16 protein-coding genes are annotated in these 22,807 nt (G+C 61.6%); 10 read left to right on the top strand and 6 right to left on the bottom strand.

What is annotated here, in order from left to right; genetic code table 11:
• The first annotated feature begins 53 nt into the window (after positions 1-53).
• Positions 54-578, top strand: coding sequence for an exonuclease domain-containing protein (locus J3R75_RS10870; protein ID WP_307261547.1), 525 nt, complete (start codon positions 54-56; stop codon positions 576-578).
• Positions 579-957: 379 nt separating this feature from the next.
• On the opposite strand, the gene J3R75_RS10865 is transcribed toward J3R75_RS10870, so the two are convergent.
• Entirely contained in the window at positions 958-1,608 is a 651-nt protein-coding gene (locus J3R75_RS10865; RefSeq protein ID WP_307261546.1) for a DUF2959 domain-containing protein, read from the bottom strand.
• Positions 1,609-1,748: 140 nt separating this feature from the next.
• Between J3R75_RS10865 and J3R75_RS10860 the strand changes: the two genes are divergently transcribed.
• The gene (locus J3R75_RS10860) at positions 1,749-2,825 is read left to right on the top strand and encodes a uroporphyrinogen decarboxylase family protein (protein WP_307261545.1); all 1,077 of its coding nucleotides are present in this window, start codon (positions 1,749-1,751) and stop codon (positions 2,823-2,825) included.
• A 595-nt stretch (positions 2,826-3,420) separates the two neighbouring features.
• Positions 3,421-4,080 carry a DUF1559 family PulG-like putative transporter gene (locus J3R75_RS10855; RefSeq protein ID WP_307261544.1) on the top strand — a complete coding sequence of 220 codons (660 nt, stop codon included), beginning with the start codon at positions 3,421-3,423 and terminating at the stop codon, positions 4,078-4,080.
• Positions 4,081-4,192: 112 nt separating this feature from the next.
• On the opposite strand, the gene J3R75_RS10850 is transcribed toward J3R75_RS10855, so the two are convergent.
• Both J3R75_RS10850 and J3R75_RS10845 read right to left on the bottom strand, forming a co-directional pair.
• Positions 4,193-7,837 (bottom strand): LamG-like jellyroll fold domain-containing protein, encoded by a 3,645-nt coding sequence (locus J3R75_RS10850; protein WP_307261543.1) that lies wholly within the window; start codon positions 7,835-7,837, stop codon positions 4,193-4,195.
• A 483-nt stretch (positions 7,838-8,320) separates the two neighbouring features.
• The gene (locus tag J3R75_RS10845; protein WP_307261542.1) at positions 8,321-9,196 is read right to left on the bottom strand and encodes an MBL fold metallo-hydrolase; all 876 of its coding nucleotides are present in this window, start codon (positions 9,194-9,196) and stop codon (positions 8,321-8,323) included.
• Positions 9,197-9,569: 373 nt separating this feature from the next.
• On the opposite strand from J3R75_RS10845, the gene J3R75_RS10840 reads away from it, so the two are divergent.
• Positions 9,570-10,955 carry an SGNH/GDSL hydrolase family protein gene (locus J3R75_RS10840; protein WP_307261541.1) on the top strand — a complete coding sequence of 462 codons (1,386 nt, stop codon included), beginning with the start codon at positions 9,570-9,572 and terminating at the stop codon, positions 10,953-10,955.
• A 57-nt stretch (positions 10,956-11,012) separates the two neighbouring features.
• Here the strand turns inward: J3R75_RS10840 and J3R75_RS10835 are convergent, their stop codons facing one another.
• Together J3R75_RS10835 and J3R75_RS10830 are read right to left on the bottom strand one after the other, a co-directional pair.
• The gene (locus tag J3R75_RS10835) at positions 11,013-12,134 is read right to left on the bottom strand and encodes a sialidase family protein (RefSeq protein WP_307261540.1); all 1,122 of its coding nucleotides are present in this window, start codon (positions 12,132-12,134) and stop codon (positions 11,013-11,015) included.
• Positions 12,104-12,463, bottom strand: a complete 360-nt coding sequence (locus J3R75_RS10830; RefSeq protein ID WP_307261539.1) for a hypothetical protein — start codon at positions 12,461-12,463, stop codon at positions 12,104-12,106. Before J3R75_RS10830 ends, J3R75_RS10835 begins: the two co-directional genes overlap by 31 nt.
• Before the next feature lie 633 nt (positions 12,464-13,096).
• Here J3R75_RS10830 and J3R75_RS10825 point away from each other — a divergent pair.
• The 5 genes from J3R75_RS10825 (at position 13,097) to J3R75_RS10805 (ending at position 17,017) form a co-directional block, all read left to right on the top strand.
• A complete protein-coding gene (locus J3R75_RS10825; RefSeq protein ID WP_307261538.1) occupies positions 13,097-14,368 on the top strand; it encodes a hypothetical protein in 1,272 nt (423 codons plus the stop codon).
• A gap of 76 nt (positions 14,369-14,444) precedes the next feature.
• On the top strand, positions 14,445-15,422 hold the full coding sequence (locus J3R75_RS10820; protein ID WP_307261537.1) for an aminoglycoside phosphotransferase family protein: 978 nt from the start codon (positions 14,445-14,447) through the stop codon (positions 15,420-15,422).
• A 107-nt stretch (positions 15,423-15,529) separates the two neighbouring features.
• Entirely contained in the window at positions 15,530-15,892 is a 363-nt protein-coding gene (locus J3R75_RS10815; RefSeq protein WP_307261536.1) for a CoA-binding protein, read from the top strand.
• Positions 15,893-15,940: 48 nt separating this feature from the next.
• Positions 15,941-16,321, top strand: a complete 381-nt coding sequence (locus J3R75_RS10810) for a pyridoxamine 5'-phosphate oxidase family protein (protein ID WP_307261535.1) — start codon at positions 15,941-15,943, stop codon at positions 16,319-16,321.
• 9 nt (positions 16,322-16,330) lie between these two features.
• Positions 16,331-17,017 (top strand): TVP38/TMEM64 family protein, encoded by a 687-nt coding sequence (locus J3R75_RS10805; protein WP_307261534.1) that lies wholly within the window; start codon positions 16,331-16,333, stop codon positions 17,015-17,017.
• Positions 17,018-17,032: 15 nt separating this feature from the next.
• Here J3R75_RS10805 and J3R75_RS10800 read toward each other — a convergent pair whose 3' ends face one another.
• Positions 17,033-18,331, bottom strand: coding sequence for an FAD-dependent oxidoreductase (locus J3R75_RS10800; RefSeq protein WP_307265526.1), 1,299 nt, complete (start codon positions 18,329-18,331; stop codon positions 17,033-17,035).
• Positions 18,332-19,709: 1,378 nt separating this feature from the next.
• Here J3R75_RS10800 and J3R75_RS10795 point away from each other — a divergent pair.
• Complete coding sequence (locus tag J3R75_RS10795) at positions 19,710-22,571, top strand: hypothetical protein (protein ID WP_307261533.1); 2,862 nt, start codon at positions 19,710-19,712, stop codon at positions 22,569-22,571.
• Positions 22,572-22,807 lie beyond the last annotated feature (236 nt).

The following is a 22,807-nucleotide window of genomic DNA, read 5'->3' as shown; positions in this document are numbered from 1 at the left end:
CGTCCCATACGTCCCATACGTCCCATACCCAACTATCCCCCCCCGTAACCATCATGCGTCTGATCGGCCTCGACTTTGAAACCGCCAATATGCGCAACGGCAGCATTTGCGCCGCCGGCTTGGCCTTGCTTGACGACGGCGTCCTCCAGGACAGCCGCCAGTGGCTAGTGCGCCCCCATCGCTCGCTCGACTGGATGCTACCGCGCTTCACCCAAATCCACGGCATTTCCTACCAGCAGCTGCGCCACGCGCCTGAATTCTGCGACATCTGGCCGGACATGGCCGCGTTTATCGCCAGTGGCGACATCGTCGTCATCCACAATGCGCCCTTCGACCTCGGCCACCTGCGGGCGGCACTGACGCTCTACGGCCTCAGCAACCCGGGCTTCCCCTACGTCTGCAGCCTGGCTATCAGCAGGAAACTCTACCCGTGGATGCCGTCCCATACACTCAACAATGTCGCCGCGACCTTCGGCTTCTTCTTCCGCCATCACGACGCCCTGGCCGACGCCACGGCCTGCGCGACCATCGTCGCCAACACCGGCATCCCTCCGCACAGCCCCAAATTCTTCACCTGACGACGCACGTGCGCATCCGCAAAGCGTCAGGCGATTTTCGCCTGGCGAGACTGCTTTCGTCCAGCTTTCATTTGACCATACGATAGGCATAACCACCGCAAAAATAGCAGCGGAATACCCGGCTCATTCCCTTGCCTGTTGACGCTCAGCGTGTGGCGGCTGTCGCTAAGCGACAGCCGCCACACGCTGAGCCGAAAAGGGATAGGTAGGGGAGCGCGAGGGGGAGGGAAGGGTCAATGAGCCGCAGACCTGCACGGGAGGTGCAGGGATAGTCTGATAGCCGCGTAGCGGCGGCCCGAGCGAAGCGAAGGGTATTTCCCTCCCCCTCGCAAAAACCAACTATGCTTTCCTGACGACACACGTGCATTGCCACCGCGGTTTATTCGTCTTTGAGCGTGGCGATGAACTGATCGGCCTGTTGAATAGCGGTGTCCATATCGCGGATGAGGCTGTCCACATTGCCTTGCACGCTGGCCAGTTCGCTACTCAGGCCGGCAATAGCCCGGGCATTAAGATTGTGCTTAAGGAACAGTACCTGGTCGCGCATCGACACCAGCACCGGCTCCAACTTCGACTCGGCGTTCTTCATGGCCCGCAGCAGGTCGTCGTATTTGTCTACCGTCTGGTCGTGCTTGCGTTGACTCGCATTGCGCAACGCGTCACTGGAATACTGCTTGATCTCAGCACGCCACTCTTTGAATAGCGCCTGCGAGACATCCTCAACCGCCTTGATGCGGTCACGAACCGCCGTCGCCCGTGCTTCGCTGCTCTGCAACGCGTCATTCAGGCGATTGTACTCCTTCTCCAAATCGCCGCCGGTGAAATTCACCACGCTCTTGAATTGGTCCATGGCACTGAGGAACTGCGTCTTGGCCTCATCCTGGCTGTCCCGTGCGTCCTTCACCCGGTCCATCAGAATGTCCCGCTTGTGCACGCCAAATTTTTCCATGGCGCCGTAATACATCGTGCTGCAGCCGCAGAGCCCCGCCATCATTGCACTCAAGATAATCAGCGATATTTTCATCGTCATTCTCCCGTCTTCATGGTTTGTGATTTCACCAACACCTGATCACGCCTTGGTCATGCGTTCTCAACAATAACGCGCCAACGCCCGGCGTCAACATCCCCGCCGCCCGCCCTTTACTGCCGTCAGCCATTCGGAGGCCCGCCATGTCGTCATCTCCCACTCCGCGTGAAAATCTCCTCGCCCTCTGGCGTCGCCAGGGCATCCACCACGCGCCCGTCTGCTTCAATCTCTGCCCCGACCAGCTCAATACCTTCCGACAGCGCTACGGCGCCGACGCCAATCCCGCCGATGTCTTCGGCTTTCCCTTCCGCTACCTCAGCTCGTCTTTCCTCAAGCCCAGCAACCACGACTGGCAGCAGTACTTCCCGGGGCAGCTCTTCGATCCCCGCACGCGCTTCAATCTCTGGGGCGTCGGCGAAGAACCCGCAGAAGGCTCGCGGCATATCACCCGCATGCATCACCCCATGGCCGCCTTCACCTTACTGGCGCAATTCGCGGCATATCCCTACCCCGCCGTCGATCTCAGTCAGCAGGACAAGGCCCGCGCCGAAGTCGCCGCCCTCCATGCGCGCGGCCTCGCCGCCGCCGCCGGCATGGCCTGTACCGTTTGGGAAATCGCCTGGTATATGCGCGGCATGGAAGACCTCATGGTCGATCTCCTCGCCGACAGCCCCTGCGCAATCTGGCACCTCGACCGCCTCACCGATATTGCCTGCCAGCGCGCACAGGCCTTCGCCCAGGCCGGCGTCGATCTGCTCTGCCTCGGCGACGATATCGGCATGCAAAAAACCACCATGATGTCCATGGACAACTACCGCCAGTGGCTCAAACCGCGCCACGCCGCCGTCATCAGCGCCGCCAAAGCTGCCAAGCCCGACATCATGGTCACCTACCATTCCTGCGGCTTCATTGAACCGTTCATCCCCGAGCTGATCGAGATCGGCGTCGATGTCCTCGACCCCGTCCAGCCCGAATGCATGGACTTCGCCAAAATCCACGCGCAGTACGGCTCGCGTCTCTCCTTCTGGGGCACTCTCGGGACCCAAAGCACCATGCCCTTCGGCAGTGCCGACGACGTCCGCCGCACCACCCTCCGCAACCTCGCCAGCGCCGGCAACAAAGGCGGGCTCTTCTGCTCGCCGACGCACATGATCGAACCCGAAGTGCCATGGGAGAACATCGAAGCGTACGTGCAGGCCGCCCGCGAGTTCCAACCCTGAGGCGCCTGACACCACCCAGTCGCAAGGCAAGCTTGCCCCCGCAATCGGTCAGTCATTGATATTGGATGCCCGACCTGCCGCCGACGTCAACCCCAGGTAAACAAGTGAGTTTCATTGCCCCTTTGGCCCCAGTCAGCTTCGCCGACTGGGGCCAAAGGGGCCGAGGAACACGAACAGAGTCGCCGTTCCCCCCAGGGCGGCGCACGCTTCCAGCGTGCTTGCCCTGGGCTGGTATGTTTCGCGCTTTCAGCGCTTCTGCCGCTTTGCGGCAATAAAACACTAGATCGGCCAAGTTCGGCCCGGAGGGCCGCACCATGCATAACCCCGGGTGAGGCGCCCGGAGGGCGCCGCAACCCGGGGTACCGAAAACACAACTGATTGCGCCCGGAGGGCGCCACATTGGCCAGGTACGTCGCGTCCCACCGCGCCAGAAAGAGGAATTATTGGCATACAGTATCAATGGCTGACCGCCCCCCCTCTCAGTCTTTTCACCGCATGCTGTTGCTTAACCGCCGGTCTTTTGCTATACTTAACGGAACATGCGGCATTTTGAGTGTCAAGAGCCTAATCTGAAGTCAACATGGGAGGACGAATTGTGAAGAAACTGTTGTCGTTTACGCTGATCGAACTGCTCGTCGTGATTGCCATCATCGCTATTCTTGCCGCCATGCTCCTGCCGGCGCTGGCCAAGGCGCGGGAAAAAGCCCGAGCCATCTCCTGCACCAGCAACCTCAAGCAGATTGGCTTGGGCTTCAACATGTATTCCAACGACTACAACGACTACATCTGCCCGCGCTACGTCTGGGGCACCGCCGACCGCTCCGGCCAACTCTGGTGGTGGGAAGACCTCATCGCCCCCTACGTCGGCGACTACAAAATGTACCGCTGCGGCTCGGACAGCAGCGGCTCACAGCAGAGCGGGAACCGCCCCACCGGCGTCACCGTTTCGTCCTTCCTGCGTTCCTACGGTCGCGCCAGCTGGCTCTGCGGCAACGTCTACAACATCGCCAGCCCGGGCATCTACGCGCTCACCCGCATCAAATCCCCATCGGTGACCATCGAAACCGCCGATACCACCGCTTGGCAAATCGAGCACAACGGCGCCATTGACCGCACGCTCTCCGAAGCATCCGGCACCGGCACCTACCGCGTCGGCCACCGCCATAACGACATGTTCAACGCCCAGCACTTCGATGGCCACGTGACCTCATACAAGGTCAGCTCCAAAAACGATCTCTGGAACGAAAATAAATAACGCGCGCTGACACGCAACACCCACCAAAAACAGCGCCCGGGCGCCAGCTAACAAGCCGGCAACCGGGCGCTTTCATGTGTGACCGAGGCGCTCATCAGCGCCTCGGCGGCGCTCACTTCCCCTCAATGACCACCGCGCCATCCGCGCGGAAGGCGCGAAATTCGTAGGCCGTCATGGGCAGACGGAGTTCACCGGCGGGCACGGTCACGCCACTGACCACATCCCGCGCCGGCGCCGACAGCCGCAGTGCCGCCTCGGCCGGTGTCGCCGTGGTATTGACGACGTAGAACCAGGTCGCGCCGGCGTGTTCGAGTCGCCGCAACGTGATGGCGGCATTACCACTGGCGACATCAGCAAAGCGCTGCGCGGGCAGCGCCCGGAAGGCCTGGGCGAAAGGCCGTAGCAGCTCATCCATACCGTATGTGCCGATGAGAAAACCGCCCTTAGTGATGCCCAGCAGGTCATTATGGCGTAACGGCGCGATGTAATGCCGCATGGCGTGGACACCGGCGGGGTTAAGCGTGCTCACCCGCCAAGACTGCTCACTGAACCACGCCCCCAACTCGCCCTCGCCAGGGCCATTCCAGCGCCGACCGCCACGACGCCCGATCGCGGACTCCCAGTAGCGGTCGTGCATGTGCAGCCACGGCGCCGGCGCCGTATTCAAGAGACTGTAGGTGCCCGGCAGAAGATCGAAGTCCCGCAGGTGCTGCAAATTCGGGTCTTCTGAGCCATGGCCGCGCCGCCAGCGATAATCGGCCGGGATGATGGTCTGCACCAGCGTCACATTCGCTATCGCCGAGAGGTACTTCGGATCCAGACCCGCGCCGCGATAGCGCTGCGCGACAAAGTCCTCGTCGCGGAAATTCTCTGCTTTCACTTCGCCCATGGGGCCGAGATTGCAGAGGACCAGCCGCAAATCCGGCCGCGCCAGCCGCAATCGCTCGGCGATGCGCCCGTAGAACTCGGCCAAAGCCTGGCAGCGCCAGTCAATCCATTCCTCTCGCGCATGGGCCATAAGCCACTCGTAGTACAACTTGCCGCGCAGGGGCTCCTGCCGCGACACCGGCACCGCGATGCCCGTCGCGCGGCTGAAGGCGTCAATAACGTAGTCGTTATAGCCCGCGCTCAATTCGCCAAATGATGCTAGACAATGGTTGGTCAGATGCAGCGTGATGCCCTTGAAGGACGGATGCGCCGCGCCCTCATCAATGAATTGCTGGACATTCGCCAGGATGTGCTCCTGTACCGCCGGATGCATGACGTTGAAATTCGGCGGCGTACCATGCCAGCCGCCGGGATTAGGCTTGCCCGTGTTCAAAATGGACACCGGCGTGTCATGCAATGACCCGTCCTCAAAACGCTCCGCGCTAATCGCCAAATCCGGGAAATAAATATTGTGATGGTTGAAGGACGGCATGAAGCCCAGGCCGTCGCGGTCAAAGATGGTCAGGACCGCCTGAAAAAAGTCCTCGGGGTGGTTACGTGGATTGTATTTGTCCCCAATCATCCCCTGATACCACACCAGCGGATAGGTCAGCAGCGTCTGCCCGCTGTACTGCATGTAGGCGCTCAGACGATCAAGCATCTGCTCCAAGCCCGGCATGACGCTGGCGTAGCGGCCAAAGTCGTACAACACCGCCGGGTCTTCGTAATAAATGCCGACGGCACGGCCATTATCCGCCGGCGACGCCAAGGCGGCAGCGCCAAGCGCCGGCAGGCCACCGACAATCTTGCTCACGCGAATCTCCGCCACGGCCGCCGGCGCGCCATTACGCGCGGTCATGAACACCAGCGCGGCATCCGTCGACCGCGCGTAATACACGGACTTCTGCGTCAACATCCGCCCGCTGGGGGGGTATTCATCACCCGTGCAATAGCCAGTCTGCAACTCGTACTCGCTGCCCTGTATGCGCGTACTCTGCGCTAAAATGTCCACCGTGCGCAATTTATCATCGGGATAATCCCACTCCAAGAGATACATGCCCTGCGCGTCCGGCAGCCGCAACCGCAGCACGAAACGACTGCCATCAGCACCGTCAATCTCCATGTACGGACGCCCTGCCAGCTCGCCCATGCTCGGCACGCCGACGTACAACAGCTCTTCCGCACTCATGGACGGATTGGGCCGAATCGTCGCCAGATGCTCCAGACGCAGCTCGTCAGTCGCCGACACTTCGGCATTAGTCCCGTGGAAAACCCACACGGGAACCGACAGGCTGTCAAGGGTGCTGCCCTTGTACAGGTCCTCCGTGACCCGAATATCATAGCGACCTGGCGCCAACGCCGGCACGGCGGCCGTCTGCGCCAGGGGCCGACCGACATCGGCCGCGCTGCCCGCCAAGGCATCGCCGCTCGCCGCCACCACCCGGCCGTCCTCAGCCACGACTTGCCAGCGAAAGCGCATCGCCACCGGCTGCTGCGGCGTGATGCTGAAAGCAATCGCATTCGCGCCGTCGCCACGGTTGACGATGTAGCTCCGCGTCGCCGCGACCTCGAAATAGCGTATTTCGCGAGCAACCGCCAAGACGTCCTCGCGTGACAGCGGCGCCGAATAGATCCGCAGGTCGTCAATCAGGCCTTCGCATTGCTGCTCGCCATTGAGCCCGCCCACAAAAAAACTCTTGAGAACCGAATCCCGAAAAATCAGATGCTTGCCCGGGCCGACATTGAGGGGCGAGTAGCTGTCGCCACCCGGCATGTCATTGGCGGGCCGACCGTTATAATAAACCTGTGAGCCGTCTTCGTCCCAGCTCATGGCGACGTGCTGCCATTGACCAGGCAAGACGCTGCGCGTGCGCTGATAGCTGTCCCGCAAATCGCTGGTGTCGGCGCGCAAGACGTCGTTGTGACACCACAGAAAAACCGCCCCCGAGCCATAACGGCTGCCTTCCGGGCGCTCCATCGTGAACAGCTGGTGGAAGCCACTGGCGTCCTCCGTACTCGTCCATGACGGCCGGTACCACAGGGACACCGTGCCGCATTCGGGCACGGCATTGCCAGCCATCGCATACTGCAAGAGCGTCCCGGCCTCACCGCTGCTCTTCAGTGCCTGGCCCTTGACGCCGGGCCCGTAGTCAATGCCGCGAGCGGCCATGGGCTCCGGCTGCCCACCGCGCCGCGCCGTGGCCGTGCCATCAAAATCCGCGTGAAAAAGGAGCTCCGGCACGCGTGCAGCTGCAACCGCCGGATCTTTCTGCCGCACCGGCACCTCCGCGAACTCCGCCGCAAAGATCTTGTACTCGCCCGGGCCGCTCAAATCCAAGCGCAGATGCAAATCGTCGAGTTCCTTCGGCAGTGTCCGATAATGCAGAATCTCCTGCCGCTCGCCGTTCAAGGTATGGCCGGTGTTGTTGTGATAATGCACCCCGTCAAGCGTCCGCCCTTCAAAAAATAGCGCGGCATGACCGCCCTTCGGCCCCTCGATCTGCACCCGCAAGACGTAGCACGCCCCAGGGAACTGCCGCTGCTTGATGGTATTCAGGCGCATTACGATCTTGCGCAACTCCGCTGGCGCCTCGCGGTTGTCAAGCACAATCGCGTCATCGCGCAAGGCCAGCGTCACGCCACTCATCGCCGCCGCCGGCTCGGTGCCCACAAAATAGATACTGCGTTCGCCATGACGAACCTGCGTCCGCCCGGCATCACCCGGCGCCAAACTCAACGCGCTGAATTCAGGCAACAGCGACTCGGCATTTACGGCGGCTGCAAACAGGCAACTCACAATGGCAAGGCATCGACACATCAGTCTCTTCATGGTGCTCCTTTTGTGCTGCCGACAGCGCCACAACGAGCGCCCACCGACATGGTTTTTAGGCAATTCTTATTGTTTCTTTCCAAAGGACTTTTGGCTCGTGCAACAAGATACCAGCTGGCTTCAACTGCAGCAGGTTGAAAACACTGCGATTGCATCAAAGACATCAGACCGATCAGACCGATCAAGTCGACGATCCGTCCGATCCGTCCGCGACGGAAGAAAGCGCCGCGAAGCGGCAGATGCGCTGAAGGCGCGAAACATACCAGCCCAGGGCAAGCCGCGCTGAAGGCGCGCGCAGCCCTGGGTAAAACGCCTTATATGTCCGCGTTCGTCGGCCTCTTCGCCCCCTGTCGGCGAAGCTGACTGGGAGGCGAAGAGGCAATGGAACTCACTTTCCTTGTTTGCTATGTCGCACACTTTCAGCGTTTTTGGAAACGACGATTACATAAAGCGCATTGGCTTGTGATTGTTGACAAGATATCTTCATTCCTTCAATAGCAGCGGTATGGTGTAGCTGGCATTGAGATCGAATGCCTGCTCGGGCTGGACCAGCTGGGCAATGTCCGTATAAAAAAGATCACGCAGCAGCTGCCGCAATTCGGCGTCACTTTGGCCGGCCGCATGCGCTTCGCGGACGCGGCGATGCGTTTCGACCAGCCAGTAGCGCGATGCACGCAGAAAATCCTGACAGTCATCGCCCTCAATCACACCGTGATGCGGCAAGAGCAGGCGGCGGATGGGCATGGCCATGGCGCGGTCCAGTGCATCCAAGCTCTGCTGATAGCCCACCAGACAGCAGGGCATGACCAGCCCCGGCCCGGCAAGCACCCCGAGGGTCTCGCAGGATATCAACAGCGCGCTGGCCGGATCGTAGAACATGATGCAACAGCGAGTGTGTCCCGGCGCCGCCAGTACTCGCAAGGTCATGTCGCCCAGCGACAGTTCGTCGCCCTCGCCGACGCAACGATCAACCCTGAGCTCATCCAGGCGGTCCACCCACTCGCTGCAACCGCTCAGACGCGCCGCGCCGGCATTCAATTCGCGCATGACCGCCCGCGCACTCTCTTTGGCAAAAATCTTCGCCGTGTAGTCGCTGGCGACAATACACACATCCGGCCAGCGGCTCTTGCAGTAGATGCTGCCCGACGCGTGGTCGTAATGCGAGTGCGTCAGCAGCACGTAATCCAACGGCCGCTCACCCAGCACCTCCGCAATGTTGTCCACCATCGTCTCGGCGCAAAAGGAAAAACCCGAGTCAATCAAGGCGCTCATCTCGGCCGTGACCAACAAAAATGCGTCACTGCCCGGCATGGCGCCAACATTGTGTACGCAGTAATTCGTCGCAACGTCCAAGGTCATCTCCTGTCTTTGCCCTGCTTACCGGCTGTCCCCGACACTTCCCCCCCCCCGAGAACGAGCCCTTACAGTAGCCCCCGCCAAGAACCTTGCCAAACCACCACAACCGCTCAATGCCGCCGGGACGGAAAAGGCCCTGGACTTCCAAGCAGCCAATCGTAAAAAAATCTGCGTCAATCTGCGTAATCTGTGGATAGATAAAACTATCGCCCGCCGGGACGGCGGCTCTCCCCGGCGCTTGCGATCAGTTCGGAACTGCCTATATTCGCTAACGCGACCAACCATGAGCGGCAAAACGCCGCCGGTCCACGAGGACGCAATGCCCGCCTACAGGCGTAATCCTCCCCCCTCCCACCCCAGAACAGAGCCCCACACCATGAAAATCTCCACCTACCTGCTGTCGTTGGCTGTCAGCGGCACGACCTTGGCCAGCGACATCGCGCCCTTTGCGGCGGATGACCGCGTCTGTTTCATCGGCGACAGCCTCACCGCCCAGGGCGGCTACCACGGCGCCATCGTGCTTTTTTACGCGACGCGCATGCCCACGCGTCGCCTGCAGGCGTGGAACTGCGGCATTGCCGGCGACACCGCTCGCGGCAGCTTCCTCCGCTACGACTGGGACATCGCGCCGCACCGCCCCAGTGTCATCACCGTGATGACTGGCGTCAATGACGTCAATCGCGGCCTCTACACCAACTCCGAGCCATCAGCCGCCAATCTCGCCCAGCGCCAGCAGGCCATCGACACCAACACGCGCTACCTAAATGAGCTCGCCGCCAAAGCCCGCCAGGAGGGCGTCAGGGTGATTCTCATCACGCCGGCCATCTACGACCAGACCGCACAATTCGATCCGCCCGCACAGATGGGCATCAACGATGCGCTGGTAAAGTGCAGCGAAGGCATCGTCGCTGCGGCCGCGACTCACGGCTGCGACGTCGTGCACTTCAACGCGCCCATGCTGGCCATCAACCAGCGTTGGCAGAGCAGCAATCCCGCGCAGACCATTGTCGGCAAAGATCGTATTCACCCCGGGGCGGCGGGGCACCTACTGATGGCGTATCTCTTCCTCAAAGCCCAGGGCATGACTCCGACCGTCGCCCGCGTCGCCATTGACGCCAAAACCCGCGAGCTGCGCGACATCGACAACTGCCAGGTCAGCGATCTCGTCATCGACGATTCCGGCGTCAGTTTCCGCTACCTGGCCGGCGCGCTGCCCTTCCCCGTCAATCCCGCCGCCAAGGACGCATTGACGATGGTGCCCTTCATCGCAGAGCTCAACCAGGAAGTCATCACCGTCGCCAATCTCCCCGCCGGCAGCTACGAACTGGCCATCGACGGCCAGCCGCAGGTCGTCACCAGCGCCGCTGACCTGGAGGCCGGCGTCAATCTCGCGGTCGTCGAGTCGACGCCGCAGTATCAGCAGGCCATCAAAATCCGCGACCTAGTCGCCCTCCGCGAAAGGATCAGCCCGATCATCCGCACCTACTCGCTGCTCAAACAGCAGTTCTTCCCCGATCAAAACGCGCTCAGCCAGGACGAAATCCTCGCTATTCTGCAACAGAAATACGACGAGTTGCACCCGAAACCGTCCATCTGGAACGACTACCGCTGCTCCGTCATCAAGCGCTACCAGCAGTCAGCCGCCGATCGCCCGGACCTCATCAAGCAGTACAACGAGGCCATGGCCCAAATCTACCAGCTGAACCAGCCCGTTACCCACACCATCACTCTCCGGCGAACCGCCCCAGGCGATGCAAAATAGTTGGCGCCAGGGTGACGGGCGTCATGCAGGAAGGGCGCTGTGCCATGACCACCGCGTTCAGAACTTGACCCGGCTAAGCCACAGGCGGTTATTGGCGCCGTAGCGTTCGCAGACCGTGCAGTCGCTGGGATTAGGCGGGTTGGTCTGCATCCACTCCGAGACCACCACCCACGACTCGCGGTCACTGACATACGTCACGCCGAAATTGCCCAGTCGCGCGCCCTTCTCGGGCACCACTATCTGTTCGCTGGCGCGAAGCAGGCACAGCCGATCGGTATCGACCTGCGCAATGAACAACGGCGCGCGGTGCCGAAAAACGTGGTCGTTATTCGCTCCACGACGGGTGTAGACCAGGTACAAATTGCCGCCGCCCTTCAGCCAGTGTTGCTGAGTGTTGTAGTTGCCGATCTCCTCGCCGTCGTCCCAACACCACGGCTTCGGCGGCGCAAAGGCCATTCCATCGTCGCCAGCCGTGACATAGCCGCGGACATCGTTGCGCAAGGTCAGAAAAAATCTCCCGCCGAACTCAATCAGCGACGGCTCGCCAAATCCCCGTGGCACCGGCAAAGTCAGTGGCGTGCCACTGGCGAGGTAACGCAAGTTGCGACCGTCAAAAGCGCAACGCAAGACCACGGCCTGCGAACAGCCATTTTCCGGATGGTCATTGCCATATACCGGCAACAGCACCTCGCCATTGGGCAGATCGACCCGCTGCGTGCAGCCCGCGCCACAACTGCGTAGCGGCGCGTTCGCCGGTAAAGCCAGTGTCTGCCAGGGAGTCCACGTGCGCTTATCAACATCGCCCACGCTGTAATAGGTATGGTGATGATAGGGCCGCGCCAAGGCGTTACCGCGATAGACCGCGATGTGCCCCGTCAACAACAGGCGTCCCGATGCCTCATGCCACTGGGGCGTGCCGTCGCAGGGGCAAATCTCGCCATCGCCCAGTGGTCGCCGTCCCAGCTCGGCATGTTCCAGCGGCGCAGTCCAACTGCGACCATCGTCCCTGCTATGCAGTGAATGAATGCCGAAAAAGACATCCGAGCCGCTAAGCAACAAGCGTTGCGTAATAATCACCGCCCGCCCGCCAGGCAACACCGCCCCGCGCGTCTGCACCCAGCAACTGCGACGGTCGTAGCCTTCCTGAATCACCTGCGGCTCAATGCTCTTGATCGGCATAAACACACCACCTTTTCCTGTTCGCATAGCACTTGTTTCGTAGCTGCCCAATAACTATACCCGCAAAAAAGCAATGCAAAGTCTGCACCAACACAAATCCCGTCTCCGCCTAGAATGAGCTCAACCCCGTCCACGCCGTCCACGCCGTCCACGCCGTCCACACTGTCCACGCCGTCCACGCCGTCCACGCCGTCCACGCCGTCCACGCCGTCCACACTGTCCACGCCGTCCACACTGTCCACGCTGTCCACGCTGTCCACGCTGTCCACGCTGTCCACGCTGTCCACACTGTCCATGTCCACGCTGTCCACGCTGTCCACGCTGTCCACAAACGAACTTCAGCGTGCAGCGCCGGTCTGATCATGGTATAGTACAGAACAACCATTTAGGAGCGCGCGCCCATGCACAAACCCACCACCACATTGCTCATTCTTCTGACGTGCTCTCTTCTGGCAAGCAGCACCAGCTGGGCGCAGCGCGGCCGGCGCGGTTCGCGCTCATCATCGTCGCGGAGCTTGCGCCAAGATGCCGCAGAAGTACCCACAGGTAGAATTGAAGCGTTTGGCAACCGCAGAGACAACCTGGGCCGAGAGCGTCCAACACTCCCCACCGCCCCGCCGGCGTCTCCCGCCATGCCGTCTGCCCCCGAACCCAGACGCTCCCGAGACATTTCTCCCAGCCGTATTGATCGCAATCGCACTGACCTTCAGCGCTTTCCCGCACGCCCGCCACAAAGCGCCCCCAGCCGCCGAGAGTGGCCCGCGCGCACGCAAAATCAACCGGACCTGCCGACACGTCTAGAGCGCCCGCCAGTCAATGACAGACGAGACGTCAACAGGGCCCTGCCACAAATTCCCGAGCGTACCACCCAGCTACCCTCAGCCAATCGTCGCGAACGCCCACGCCCACCAGAGCCCATTCCCCCCGTGCGCCAGGAACCTACGCGCACAGACAACACGGTTGTGCCCGATATCACCCCGCGCCCAGAACGCCCAAAGCCAAACGTCTTCCCCGATCACTGGAATGACTGGGAACGCCAACGCCCAAAACAACCCAATACCGCCGACCAGCCAACCCCACAGCGACCAGATAATACCAGGCAGCCGGAACGCTCAGGCCGACCGCGCCCGCAACCGCCTCCTGATGCCGGAAATCATGTCCGCCCCGAGCGCCCTGGCGATGTCGAACGCCCACAACGCCCCGAACGCCCTGGCGATGCCACCCGGCCTCGCCCCAATCGGCCAGGTGATGCTGGGAACCAAGTCCGTCCCGACCGACCGCGCCCCGACAGCCCCGGCGATGCCGGCCGACCACAACGCCCCAACAGACCCGGCGATGCCACCCGGCCTCGCCCCAATCGGCCAGGTGATGCTGGAAACCAAGTCCGCCCCGACCGACCGCGCCCCGAGCGCCCCGGCGATGCCGGCCGACCGCGCCCCGACAGACCCGGCGATGCCGACCGACCACGTCCCGACCGCCCCGGCGACGCCGGGCGCCCCGATCGCCCCGGCGGGGACAATCATCGTCCCGGGCCCTATCGCCCAGGTGTTTCACGTGATTCTTGGGATCACGGCCGTCCAGGTCGCGATGACCGGCCTAATCACGATTGGCGGCCGAAGCGCGACGACCGCCACGACCGGCACGACCGCCACGACCGGCACGACGTCTATCACCGACCAAGCCGCTTCCCGTACACGTGGAGTAGCGTCTATTATTGGGACTCGCCATACTACTGGCGGTCGGCGTATTACTGGGGCTGGCCGTATTACAGCTATCCCCTTTGGTACTCGTACAGTTACCGCTACTACGATCCCTTTTGGCCTCAGTGGCGCAGCGACTACTATCAGCAAGAAACCGTGACCGTCGTGGCCAGCAGCGATGCGACGGAAACAACGACGACGACAACGACTTCTTCTGACGCAACCAGCTTGCAGCTCGAACTGGGCGACGAACACAGCTTCGAGCTCAGCGCCGACGTCGTTGCCGGCTATACTTGGACCGCCCGCTATGACCCGCATTACTGCGATGTCGTCATCAGCCACAAGCCCGCGCGCAATTTCTGGGGAAAAACCCGCAGCGACAAGCCCGGCGAAGCCACCATCACCATCACCGCCAAGTCGCCGGGACAGTCCGAAATTGAGTTCATCTACGCCCGCCGCGAGGCATGGGAACAAGGCGAAGCCGCGCTGGATGCATTCACCATGTATCTTGACATCAAACCATGGGCAAAATAAACGGCGGCAGCAGGTTGCATCCACCATCCCCTGCCCAGTCTGTCTTTTTCAATGCTGCCCAGAACCGGAAAGACCCATGAGCACCACGCACGCGGCAACAGCCTGCAACGACATTGAATACGCACAGCTACTTAGGCAATGGGACCTGGAGCTCGCCCGCCCCCGGCCGGACATTGTCCTCGCCGGCAGTCCCGACCGCTCCCAGGCGCGCTTGGCCGTCGAAGACACGGACGGCGACCTCTACCTGCTCGAGCGGGTTTTTCCCGCCAAGCTCGCCGCCCGCCGCGAACAGGCAAAACTTCTGCAAAAACTGGACGATCTCGACCAGCCGGTCCACCCGTGGCTATCCACGACCAGTGACGACTGCTTCGCCTACGGCCAAGATGGCGCGGCCTGGCAATTACGCGACTACGTTCAAGGCATTCCCCTCCCGCGCCCGGCCTACGCTAGCGACGCCTGGCGCGGCGAATGCCTCGGCGGGTTCCTGGCAGTGCTACACCAGGCAAATAAAGAAGCCAGCTTACCCTTCACAACCCCCTTCGACCTTCCACGCTACGCAGCAAATCTCGTCAAGTCCTACCAGCGCAATCGCCCCGAACTGGCCAAAGACCTCGCCCCCATCTGCCAGGAACTCGAAGGTTTTTGGCAAGATTACCACAAAATACCCCTGACCTTCTGCCACGGCGACTACCATCCCCTCAACATCATCTGGGGCGAAAACGCCATCAACAGCGTCATCGACTGGGAATTCATGGGCACCAAAGCCGAATGCTACGACGCAGCCAACATGATTGGCTGCGTGGGCATGGACGATCCCGCGCATCTCACCGGACCGCTGGTCATGACCATGCTGGGCGTCCTCTGCAGCCACCGCGTGTGGTCATCAGCAAGCTGGGAAATGCTGCCCGAATTCGTCGCCACCCTGCGCTTCGCCTGGCTCCGCGAATGGGTCGTCCACGAACCACTCGCAACCGTCTGCCAGGAACTCGACCTGATCTGGCTGATCCTCGATAACCGCGATCTCCTCCGCAAACGCTGGCAAAACGCCGAATAACCGCCAGCCGCGCCCGCTGGCATTTTTCCCCATGGCCATTATTTTCGCATGACACCGTTCAGCGCCAAAACCGTTATCATCAACACGCCCCGAAGGAGTCCCCCCCCATGAATGTCGCAGTACTCGGCGCCAGCCCGAAGGAAGACCGCTACAGCAACCAGGCCGTAGCCCTGCTCAAAGAAAAAGGCCACTGCGTCTTCCCCATCAATCCCGCTGCCATTGACGCCATCCACGGCTGCAAGGTGCTACCAACCCTCACGGCCATTGGCGATCCCGTCGATACTATCACGGTCTATCTCTCAGCCAAGCACAGCGACGGGCTGCTTGACGACATCGTCAAGACCAAGCCCCGCCGCGTCATCTTCAACCCCGGCGCCGAAAATTCCGCCCTGGCCGACGCCCTGCAAAAACACGGCATCGAAACACTATGCGCCTGCACACTCGTGCTGCTGCGCACCGGCCAATTCTAATCACGCCACTACGGCATTATTAACCACCATCAACCGGGAGCACACAGCATGAGCGCCATGTCCGCCGATCTCAGCCAAGCATGGGAAAACCGCGAAGGCCCAGTCGTTTTCGTCACCGTCAGCGCCGATGGCATACCCAACGCCATCTATGCCACCTGCGTCGGTAAATACGACGACAGCACGCTCGTCGTCGCCGACAACTATTTCAACAAGACTCGCGAGAACATCCTCGGCGCCAACCACCAGGGCTGCATTCTCTTCACCGCCAAAGGCGGCAAGACCTACCAGATCAAGGGCACCCTCGAATACCACCGCGAAGGCCCAGTTTACGACTTCATGAAGTCATGGAACCCCAAGAAACACCCCGGCAATGCCGCCGTCGCCTTGAAAGTCACCAGCGCTTTCTCCGGCGCCGCACAGCTCTGCTGACGGCCGGCCATGTCACCACAACCCGATGCCTCACGCCGCGCCAACGCCCTGCCCAAAAAGATTTTTCTGGTCGCGCTGGCCTTGGCGCTGTTATCGCTGGCCGCATTTGAACTCTGTGGCGCTACGCTCGCAGAGCTCTTCAGCGCCGACGCCTTTGGCGAGCGCCTCGGCGCCGCACGCTCATACGGCTGGCTGCTGGGCATGGCGCTACTGCTTGTTGACCTGCTCCTGCCCATCCCGGCCACGGGCATCATGACCGCCCTGGGCATGGTCTATGGCTTCTGGCTAGGATGGCTCTTCGCCGCCACTGGCAGCGCCCTCGCCGGCATCGTCGGCTACGCGCTGGTGCGCAGCGGCGGCGACGCATTGGCCCAACGCCTAGCCAAACCCGCCGAACTCCAGGCCTTCCGCGCACTCTTTGAACGCTGGGGCGCCCTGGCCGTTATCGGCAGCCGCGCGCTGCCAATCCTGCCGGAAGTCATGGCCGTCCTCGCGGGCCTCGCCCGCATGCGCTTCGGCCATTTCCTCGCCGCGCTCCTGGCCGGCACTGTGCCTGTCAGTGCACTCTACGCGTGGTGGGGAGCATCGCACGGCCGCGAAGCGCCAGCAAGCAGCTTCCTCATCGCCGTGCTCCTGCCACTCGTTCTCTGGGCGATCTTCCTCGCCTGCTACCGCATCAGCAAAAAAGACAGCTGATCAGCCCGATACCGTCTACTCCTCGCAGCAGATGCAGCTTTGGGCGACGAGGCTCTGGCGGAGTTTCGCGAAGGGAACCTTGGTCATGACGGGCAACCGGTCGTCCACGGCGATGCTCGCGGCGGTGCCGGCGGCCTGTCCCATGGCCATGCACGTCGTCATCATGCGTATCGTGTCCATGGCGGCATCGTCCACGCTGATGCAGCGTCCGCAGGCGAGGACATTGTCGAATTCGTCGGGTACCAGCGCGCCGTAGGGAATGGCGCTGAAACCCGCCCAGGCCCCGCGCTGTTCGGGCGCAAATCCCTTTTTCTGTTCACCGCTGTGGCTGCCGAAGCGCCGCGTGATGTAAATCAGCGGCTGCTCGGGCATGCCGCCATCCCGCAGCTGCTCCACGGTAATTTTGGCCACGCCGCGGATATGCCGGCCGGAGCGCACGCTGACCTGCTGCGCCGCCTGGGAAATGAAGCTGTTCTGGTAGCCGGACATTTCCCGGCGCATGAAATCGATGATCTCGAAATTGCGCTTGCGCAGCTCGTGGTCCATGCGGGTCATATCGGCGGAATTGCAGCCATCGCCATTGGCGTAGCCAAAGCACAGTTGGACCAAGCCCGGATCAAGCTGGTACGAGAAGCCCAAGTGCTGCCAGACCATATCGGGCGTCTTGTTCGCCGCAAACAGCGCCTCGTAACGCCGGCAGTTCACGGCCGGGTCATGCGCCGCGACGCCGCCGGCAATGAAGAAAATCGACTTGTGCATGGTCTGGTCCACCGGCGCCTGCTCGGTGTGGCCGCCGGCGCGATGCACCACGTGGGCGTCGCCCGTCGCGTCGATCACCACCTTGGCCGGTATCATCACCGGCCCTTCCAGGCAGTCCAGCACCACGCCTGTGAGGCGCCGGCCATCACGAACCACACCGTGGAAATGGCTGTAGAACAACTTTTCCACCCCGCTCTCGCTGATGATGTCGTGATACGTCACCCGCAGGTCCTCGGTCTTGGTGGTGACCTTTCCCAGCAGTGGCCGGTCGCCAATCGGCCGATATTCCGGCATCTGGCAGCCGTCGTTGATCATAAATGACGCCGCGCCGCGCGCATCCATGCGCCGTATCACTTCTTCCGCAAGACCGCCGACGAGCTGCCGGCCCTCTGCGCCGAAGAGAAAGAAAAGCGTGCAGCAGGCCCAGGTGCCCACGCCGCCGGGATAGCCATACTTTTCGACCAGCAGCGTCTTCCGGCCCAGCCGCGCCGCGCTGACCGCCGCGCCAATCCCCGCCGGCCCTGCGCCAACCACCACCACGTCATAACCAGCCATCTCCGGTATCTCACGTTGATACAACATCTGCTTGCTCCTTATGTACAATTTGCATCTGATCGCCGCGACGCCCCTGCCGGCGCCGTTCTAACCTTCAGAACACGTCCTTCTTGTAGCCATCCAGGGCCTCGCGCAAGGCATCCTGCCAGTTCTCGCTACGGCGCACTCCCGGCAAGACTCCGGCCAATAGTATATACCACAATGGACACTGCCAAGAACGCCAGCCGTTGATTCGCAACAGCGGCGTAATCGACAGCCAATGATAACAGCCGGTCCCAGGCGACGCTGGGGACCGTGGGGACTGCTTGCCGTCGATTGCCGTCGTACCTTATTGCGCCACAGCGCAATGTCGAGACTTGCCGAACTCTAGGCGCTTGGCAAGCGTAATCGGTCACCCATTGACAATTGAGCGGTAGAGCAACAGACGGCCCTAGGCGCGCCCACCTCCCAGCCGTGGTGCGGGCGTCTCGCCCGCGCCGGCGAGACGGTTTATTTACCCGTACCGGTCATCCCCGCCGACCGTAACCAGTCCCTCTCCCAGCCGTGGTGCGGGCTTTCAGCCCGCGCCGTCGCCAGAGGCCAGCAAGCGTCCACTCGCGCGCCCGGCATCCCTAGCCGCGAAGCGGCAGAAGCGCTGAAAGCGCAAAACATACCAGCCCAGGGCAAGCGACGCCAAAGGCGGAGCGCCGCCCTGGGTACAGCGCCATTTTTGCTCGTGTTCCTCGGCCTCTTTGGCCCCAGTCGGCGAAGCTGACTGGGGCCAAAGAGGCAATGGAACTCACTAGCTTATCTGGGGTTGAGGTCGGCGGCATGCCTCTCGTTGGCGCGTGGGACGCGGCGTGCCTCGCCAATGTGGCGCCCTCCGGGCGCAATTCTAACGTGCTATCATACCCCGGGTTGCGGCGCCCTCCGGGCACCTCACCCGGGGCTATGCATGGTTCGGCCCTCCGGGCCGAACTTGGCCGATCTGGCGACATGCTTTGTCAGGTTCGGGCCGAAAACCACCATCATTCAATTTCCATTCTGGCGACATGCTTTGTCCGGTTCGGGCCGAAAACCACCATCATTCAATTTCCATTCTGGCGACATGCTTTGTCCGGTTCGGGCCGAAAACCACCATCATTCATTTTCCATGTTTTTGCGCCGTAGGCGCTTAACCATGCTTAACCCCAGGCTTTAGCCTGGGGACGCAGCCTGCCAACAGACAGTGCCTCGTAGAGGCACCACAGTTTTGGTTATCAATGGCTGGCCGATTACCCCGCTAGGCCAAATAAGCACGGCCGGCCTTGCGTTTCTTCTACTTTATCAGTACTTATCTTGTTTTCAGTGTATTTATGTCCAAATTCTTATACTCACTGTCTCCCCCCCGAGGAACCTCATGAAACTACTCGTCGCCCTTGCCTGTTGCGCCGCCATGGCCGTCTCCAGCGCGGAATGGACGGTCCTTATCGACCCTAGTGGCAACTGCCTGATACAGGCCGACGGCCGGGACGTCGGCAAAATCGCTGCCGGTCATTTCACGCCTAGCTGGGCACACCGGTCCTTCGCCACCGAATTCGACCCCAACCCCGACCTGAGCGCCAGCACCATCAAAGCCTTCTCCGGCGCTAAAGACGAGCCGGTCATCGACCTGGCTATGACCTACTCGCAACCCGATGCACGCAGCCTGGAACTGCACTACGTCTTCACGCCCCGCCAGGACATGCAGGCCAACGCCATCCACAGCGCCTTCGACATCAACGTGCCCTTTGTCGCCGGCAGACCATACCAGCTCGGCGACCTACAGGGCGTCATTCCAGAAATCTTCGGCGATTCCGTCCACGTCGCCCGCGCCCTCGCCGGCGATCTGGTCATCGACACGACGGTCGGCCCGATCAAGGTCAGCCTCGACCCGCAACGGACCCTTCTCATACAGGACAACCGCCGCTGGAACCACAACCACATTGAGGTGCGCTGCGCCGTCAACCCCGCCGAAGGACAGATCTCCGGTGAAGATACCTACACCTGGAAAGGCGGCCAGAACTACACCCTCAAGTTCAAAATCACCCTCCCAGAGCCCTACACCCTCAATCGCGACTTCCCCGTCACCATGGCCGCCAATGACGACTGGATCGAACTTAACACCATCCTCGATATCGAAAAAGACTCCGCACTCGATTTCTCCAACGTCGTCAATCTCGACGCGCCCGCCGGCAAACACGGCTGGCTCAAAGCCGTCGGCCAAAACTTCGAATTCGCAAACCGCCCCGGCGTCCCCCAGCGCTTCTACGGCGTCAATTTCTGCATGATGGCCCACATTCTCACGCCGGAACAGTGCGACATCGTCGCCGACCGCCTGGCCCGCATCGGCTTCAACACCGTCCGCTACCACCATCACGAAAATCCCCTCATCGGCAAAGGCAACCCCACAGACTCCACTGTCCTGGACCAGGAACGCCTCGCCGCCTTCGACGTCCTCTTCGCCGCCCTCAAGAAACGCGGCATCTACGCTACCACCGATGTCTATGTCTCCCGCAATGTCCGCGCCGCCGAAATCTACCCCGGCGAAGATGGCCTCATTGAAATGAACGAGTTCAAACGCCTCCTCGCCGTCAATGATAACGCTTTCACCAGCTGGAAGAAGTTCGCGCGGAATTTCCTCGGTCACGTCAATCCCCACACCGGCCTGCGCTACATCGACGACCCAGCCATGCCCCTGCTCGCCATGGTCAACGAAGGCAATATCGACGGCGGCCTCAGCGGCACCTTCCAAGACCGGCTGGTCCAGCAGTACCTCGACGCCTGGAATGAATGGCTCTTCCGCAAATACCCCAGCGCGGCTGACCGCAAAGCCGCACTCGACATCGACGTGCCCGAACCCATGACCACCCTGCCACATCGCGCCAGCGGCAAGCTCAAGGTCGTTTACAACCAGTTCATCTACGAACTCCATGAGCGCATGTACATGCGCATGACCACCTTCCTCCGCGATGAACTCGGGGCGAAGGCGCTCTTCACCGACATGAACCACTCCGGCAAAAATGCTTGGTCTGAACGCGCACGCGCCAACTTCGACTATGTCGACGACCATTTCTACGTGGACCACCCGCGCTTCCTGATCACGCCATGGCGCCTGCCATCGACCTGCTCGAACACCAGCGTCATCGTCGAAGGTCGCCTCGGCGGCTCCCACTCGTCCTTCGCTCGCCTGCTGGACAAGCCCATGACCATCACGGAGTGGAACTACTCCGGACCGGGCCGCTACCGCGGCGTGGGCGGCATCCTCACGGGCTGCCTGGCGTCCCTGCAGAACTGGGCCGGGCTCTGGCGCTTCGCCTACAGCCACAGCCCGAATATGTTCGAGCCAAACCGCCCGTCCGGCTACTTTGATATCGTCGCCGATCCCCTCAACCTCGCCGCCGAACGCGCCATCATCTGTCTCTTCCTGCGCGGCGACATGAGCGAAGCGCCGCGCACCGTCGCCCTCAGCATGGACACCAACTACATCTACGAAGACGACGCCCACACCGGCCAGTTGGTGCCGCCGTGGAGCGGCTACAACATCATCGCCAAAGTCGGTACCCACCTCGGCGGCAAAGACCAGCCCGTGCCCGCCGATGTCAGCTTCGGCTTCTCCGAGACCTCCCCACGCGCCGCCAACCACATCAGCGATGAGCCATACGCCAATGACGCCGGCGAAAAACTCAACGCGCTCTTCAAACAAAAAGGCTGGCTGCCCAAGGACAATATCACCGACGTCAGCACCAAGACCTTCCAGTCCACCAACAACCAGTTCGTCGTCGACGCCACCAGAGACATGATGGTCCTCAATACGCCACGCACCGCCGGCGGTTTCGCCCCAGCCGGCCAACGCATCGTCACCGATGCCGCCATCATCGACATCCAGGACACCGACGCCACGGTGTGGGTGTCCAGTCTGACCAACGACCCCATCAGCAACAGCAAACGCCTGCTGGTCACCCACCTCACCGATCTGCAAAACACCGACATGGTCTTCAATGAACGCGCCCGCCAAACCGTGCTTAAGTGGGGCAGCACGCCTCACTTGGTCCGCAATGGCCGCGCTTATCTAACCATCAAACTCGACAATCCCGCCAAAGCCCGCGCCTACCGTCTCGACCTCGGCGGCAAACGCCTCGCCGAAGTAACACTCACCATCTCCCCGGACGGCCTGAATATGCCACTGGCTATCAAGAGCCCCGACGGCGCCCAAATGATCTACGAAATCATCTGCGAATAACAATTCTGCTTTCGATCAGACCGATCAGACCGATCAGACCGATCAGACCGATCAGACCGATCAGACCGATCAGACCGATTCCCCAGCCCAAATTCGGCCCGAAGGGCCGCACCATGCATAACCCCGGGTGAGGCGCCCGAAGGGCGCCGCAACCCGGGGTAAGACAACAACATAGAAAAGCGCCCGGAGGGCGCCACATTCACCAACCACAATTCGTCCGATGCGTCCGCGACAAA

Source organism: Oligosphaera ethanolica, from assembly GCF_030814695.1.
GTDB classification, from domain to species: Bacteria; Verrucomicrobiota; Lentisphaeria; order Oligosphaerales; family Oligosphaeraceae; genus Oligosphaera; species Oligosphaera ethanolica.
This window is presented reverse-complemented; position numbering and strand designations above follow the sequence as displayed.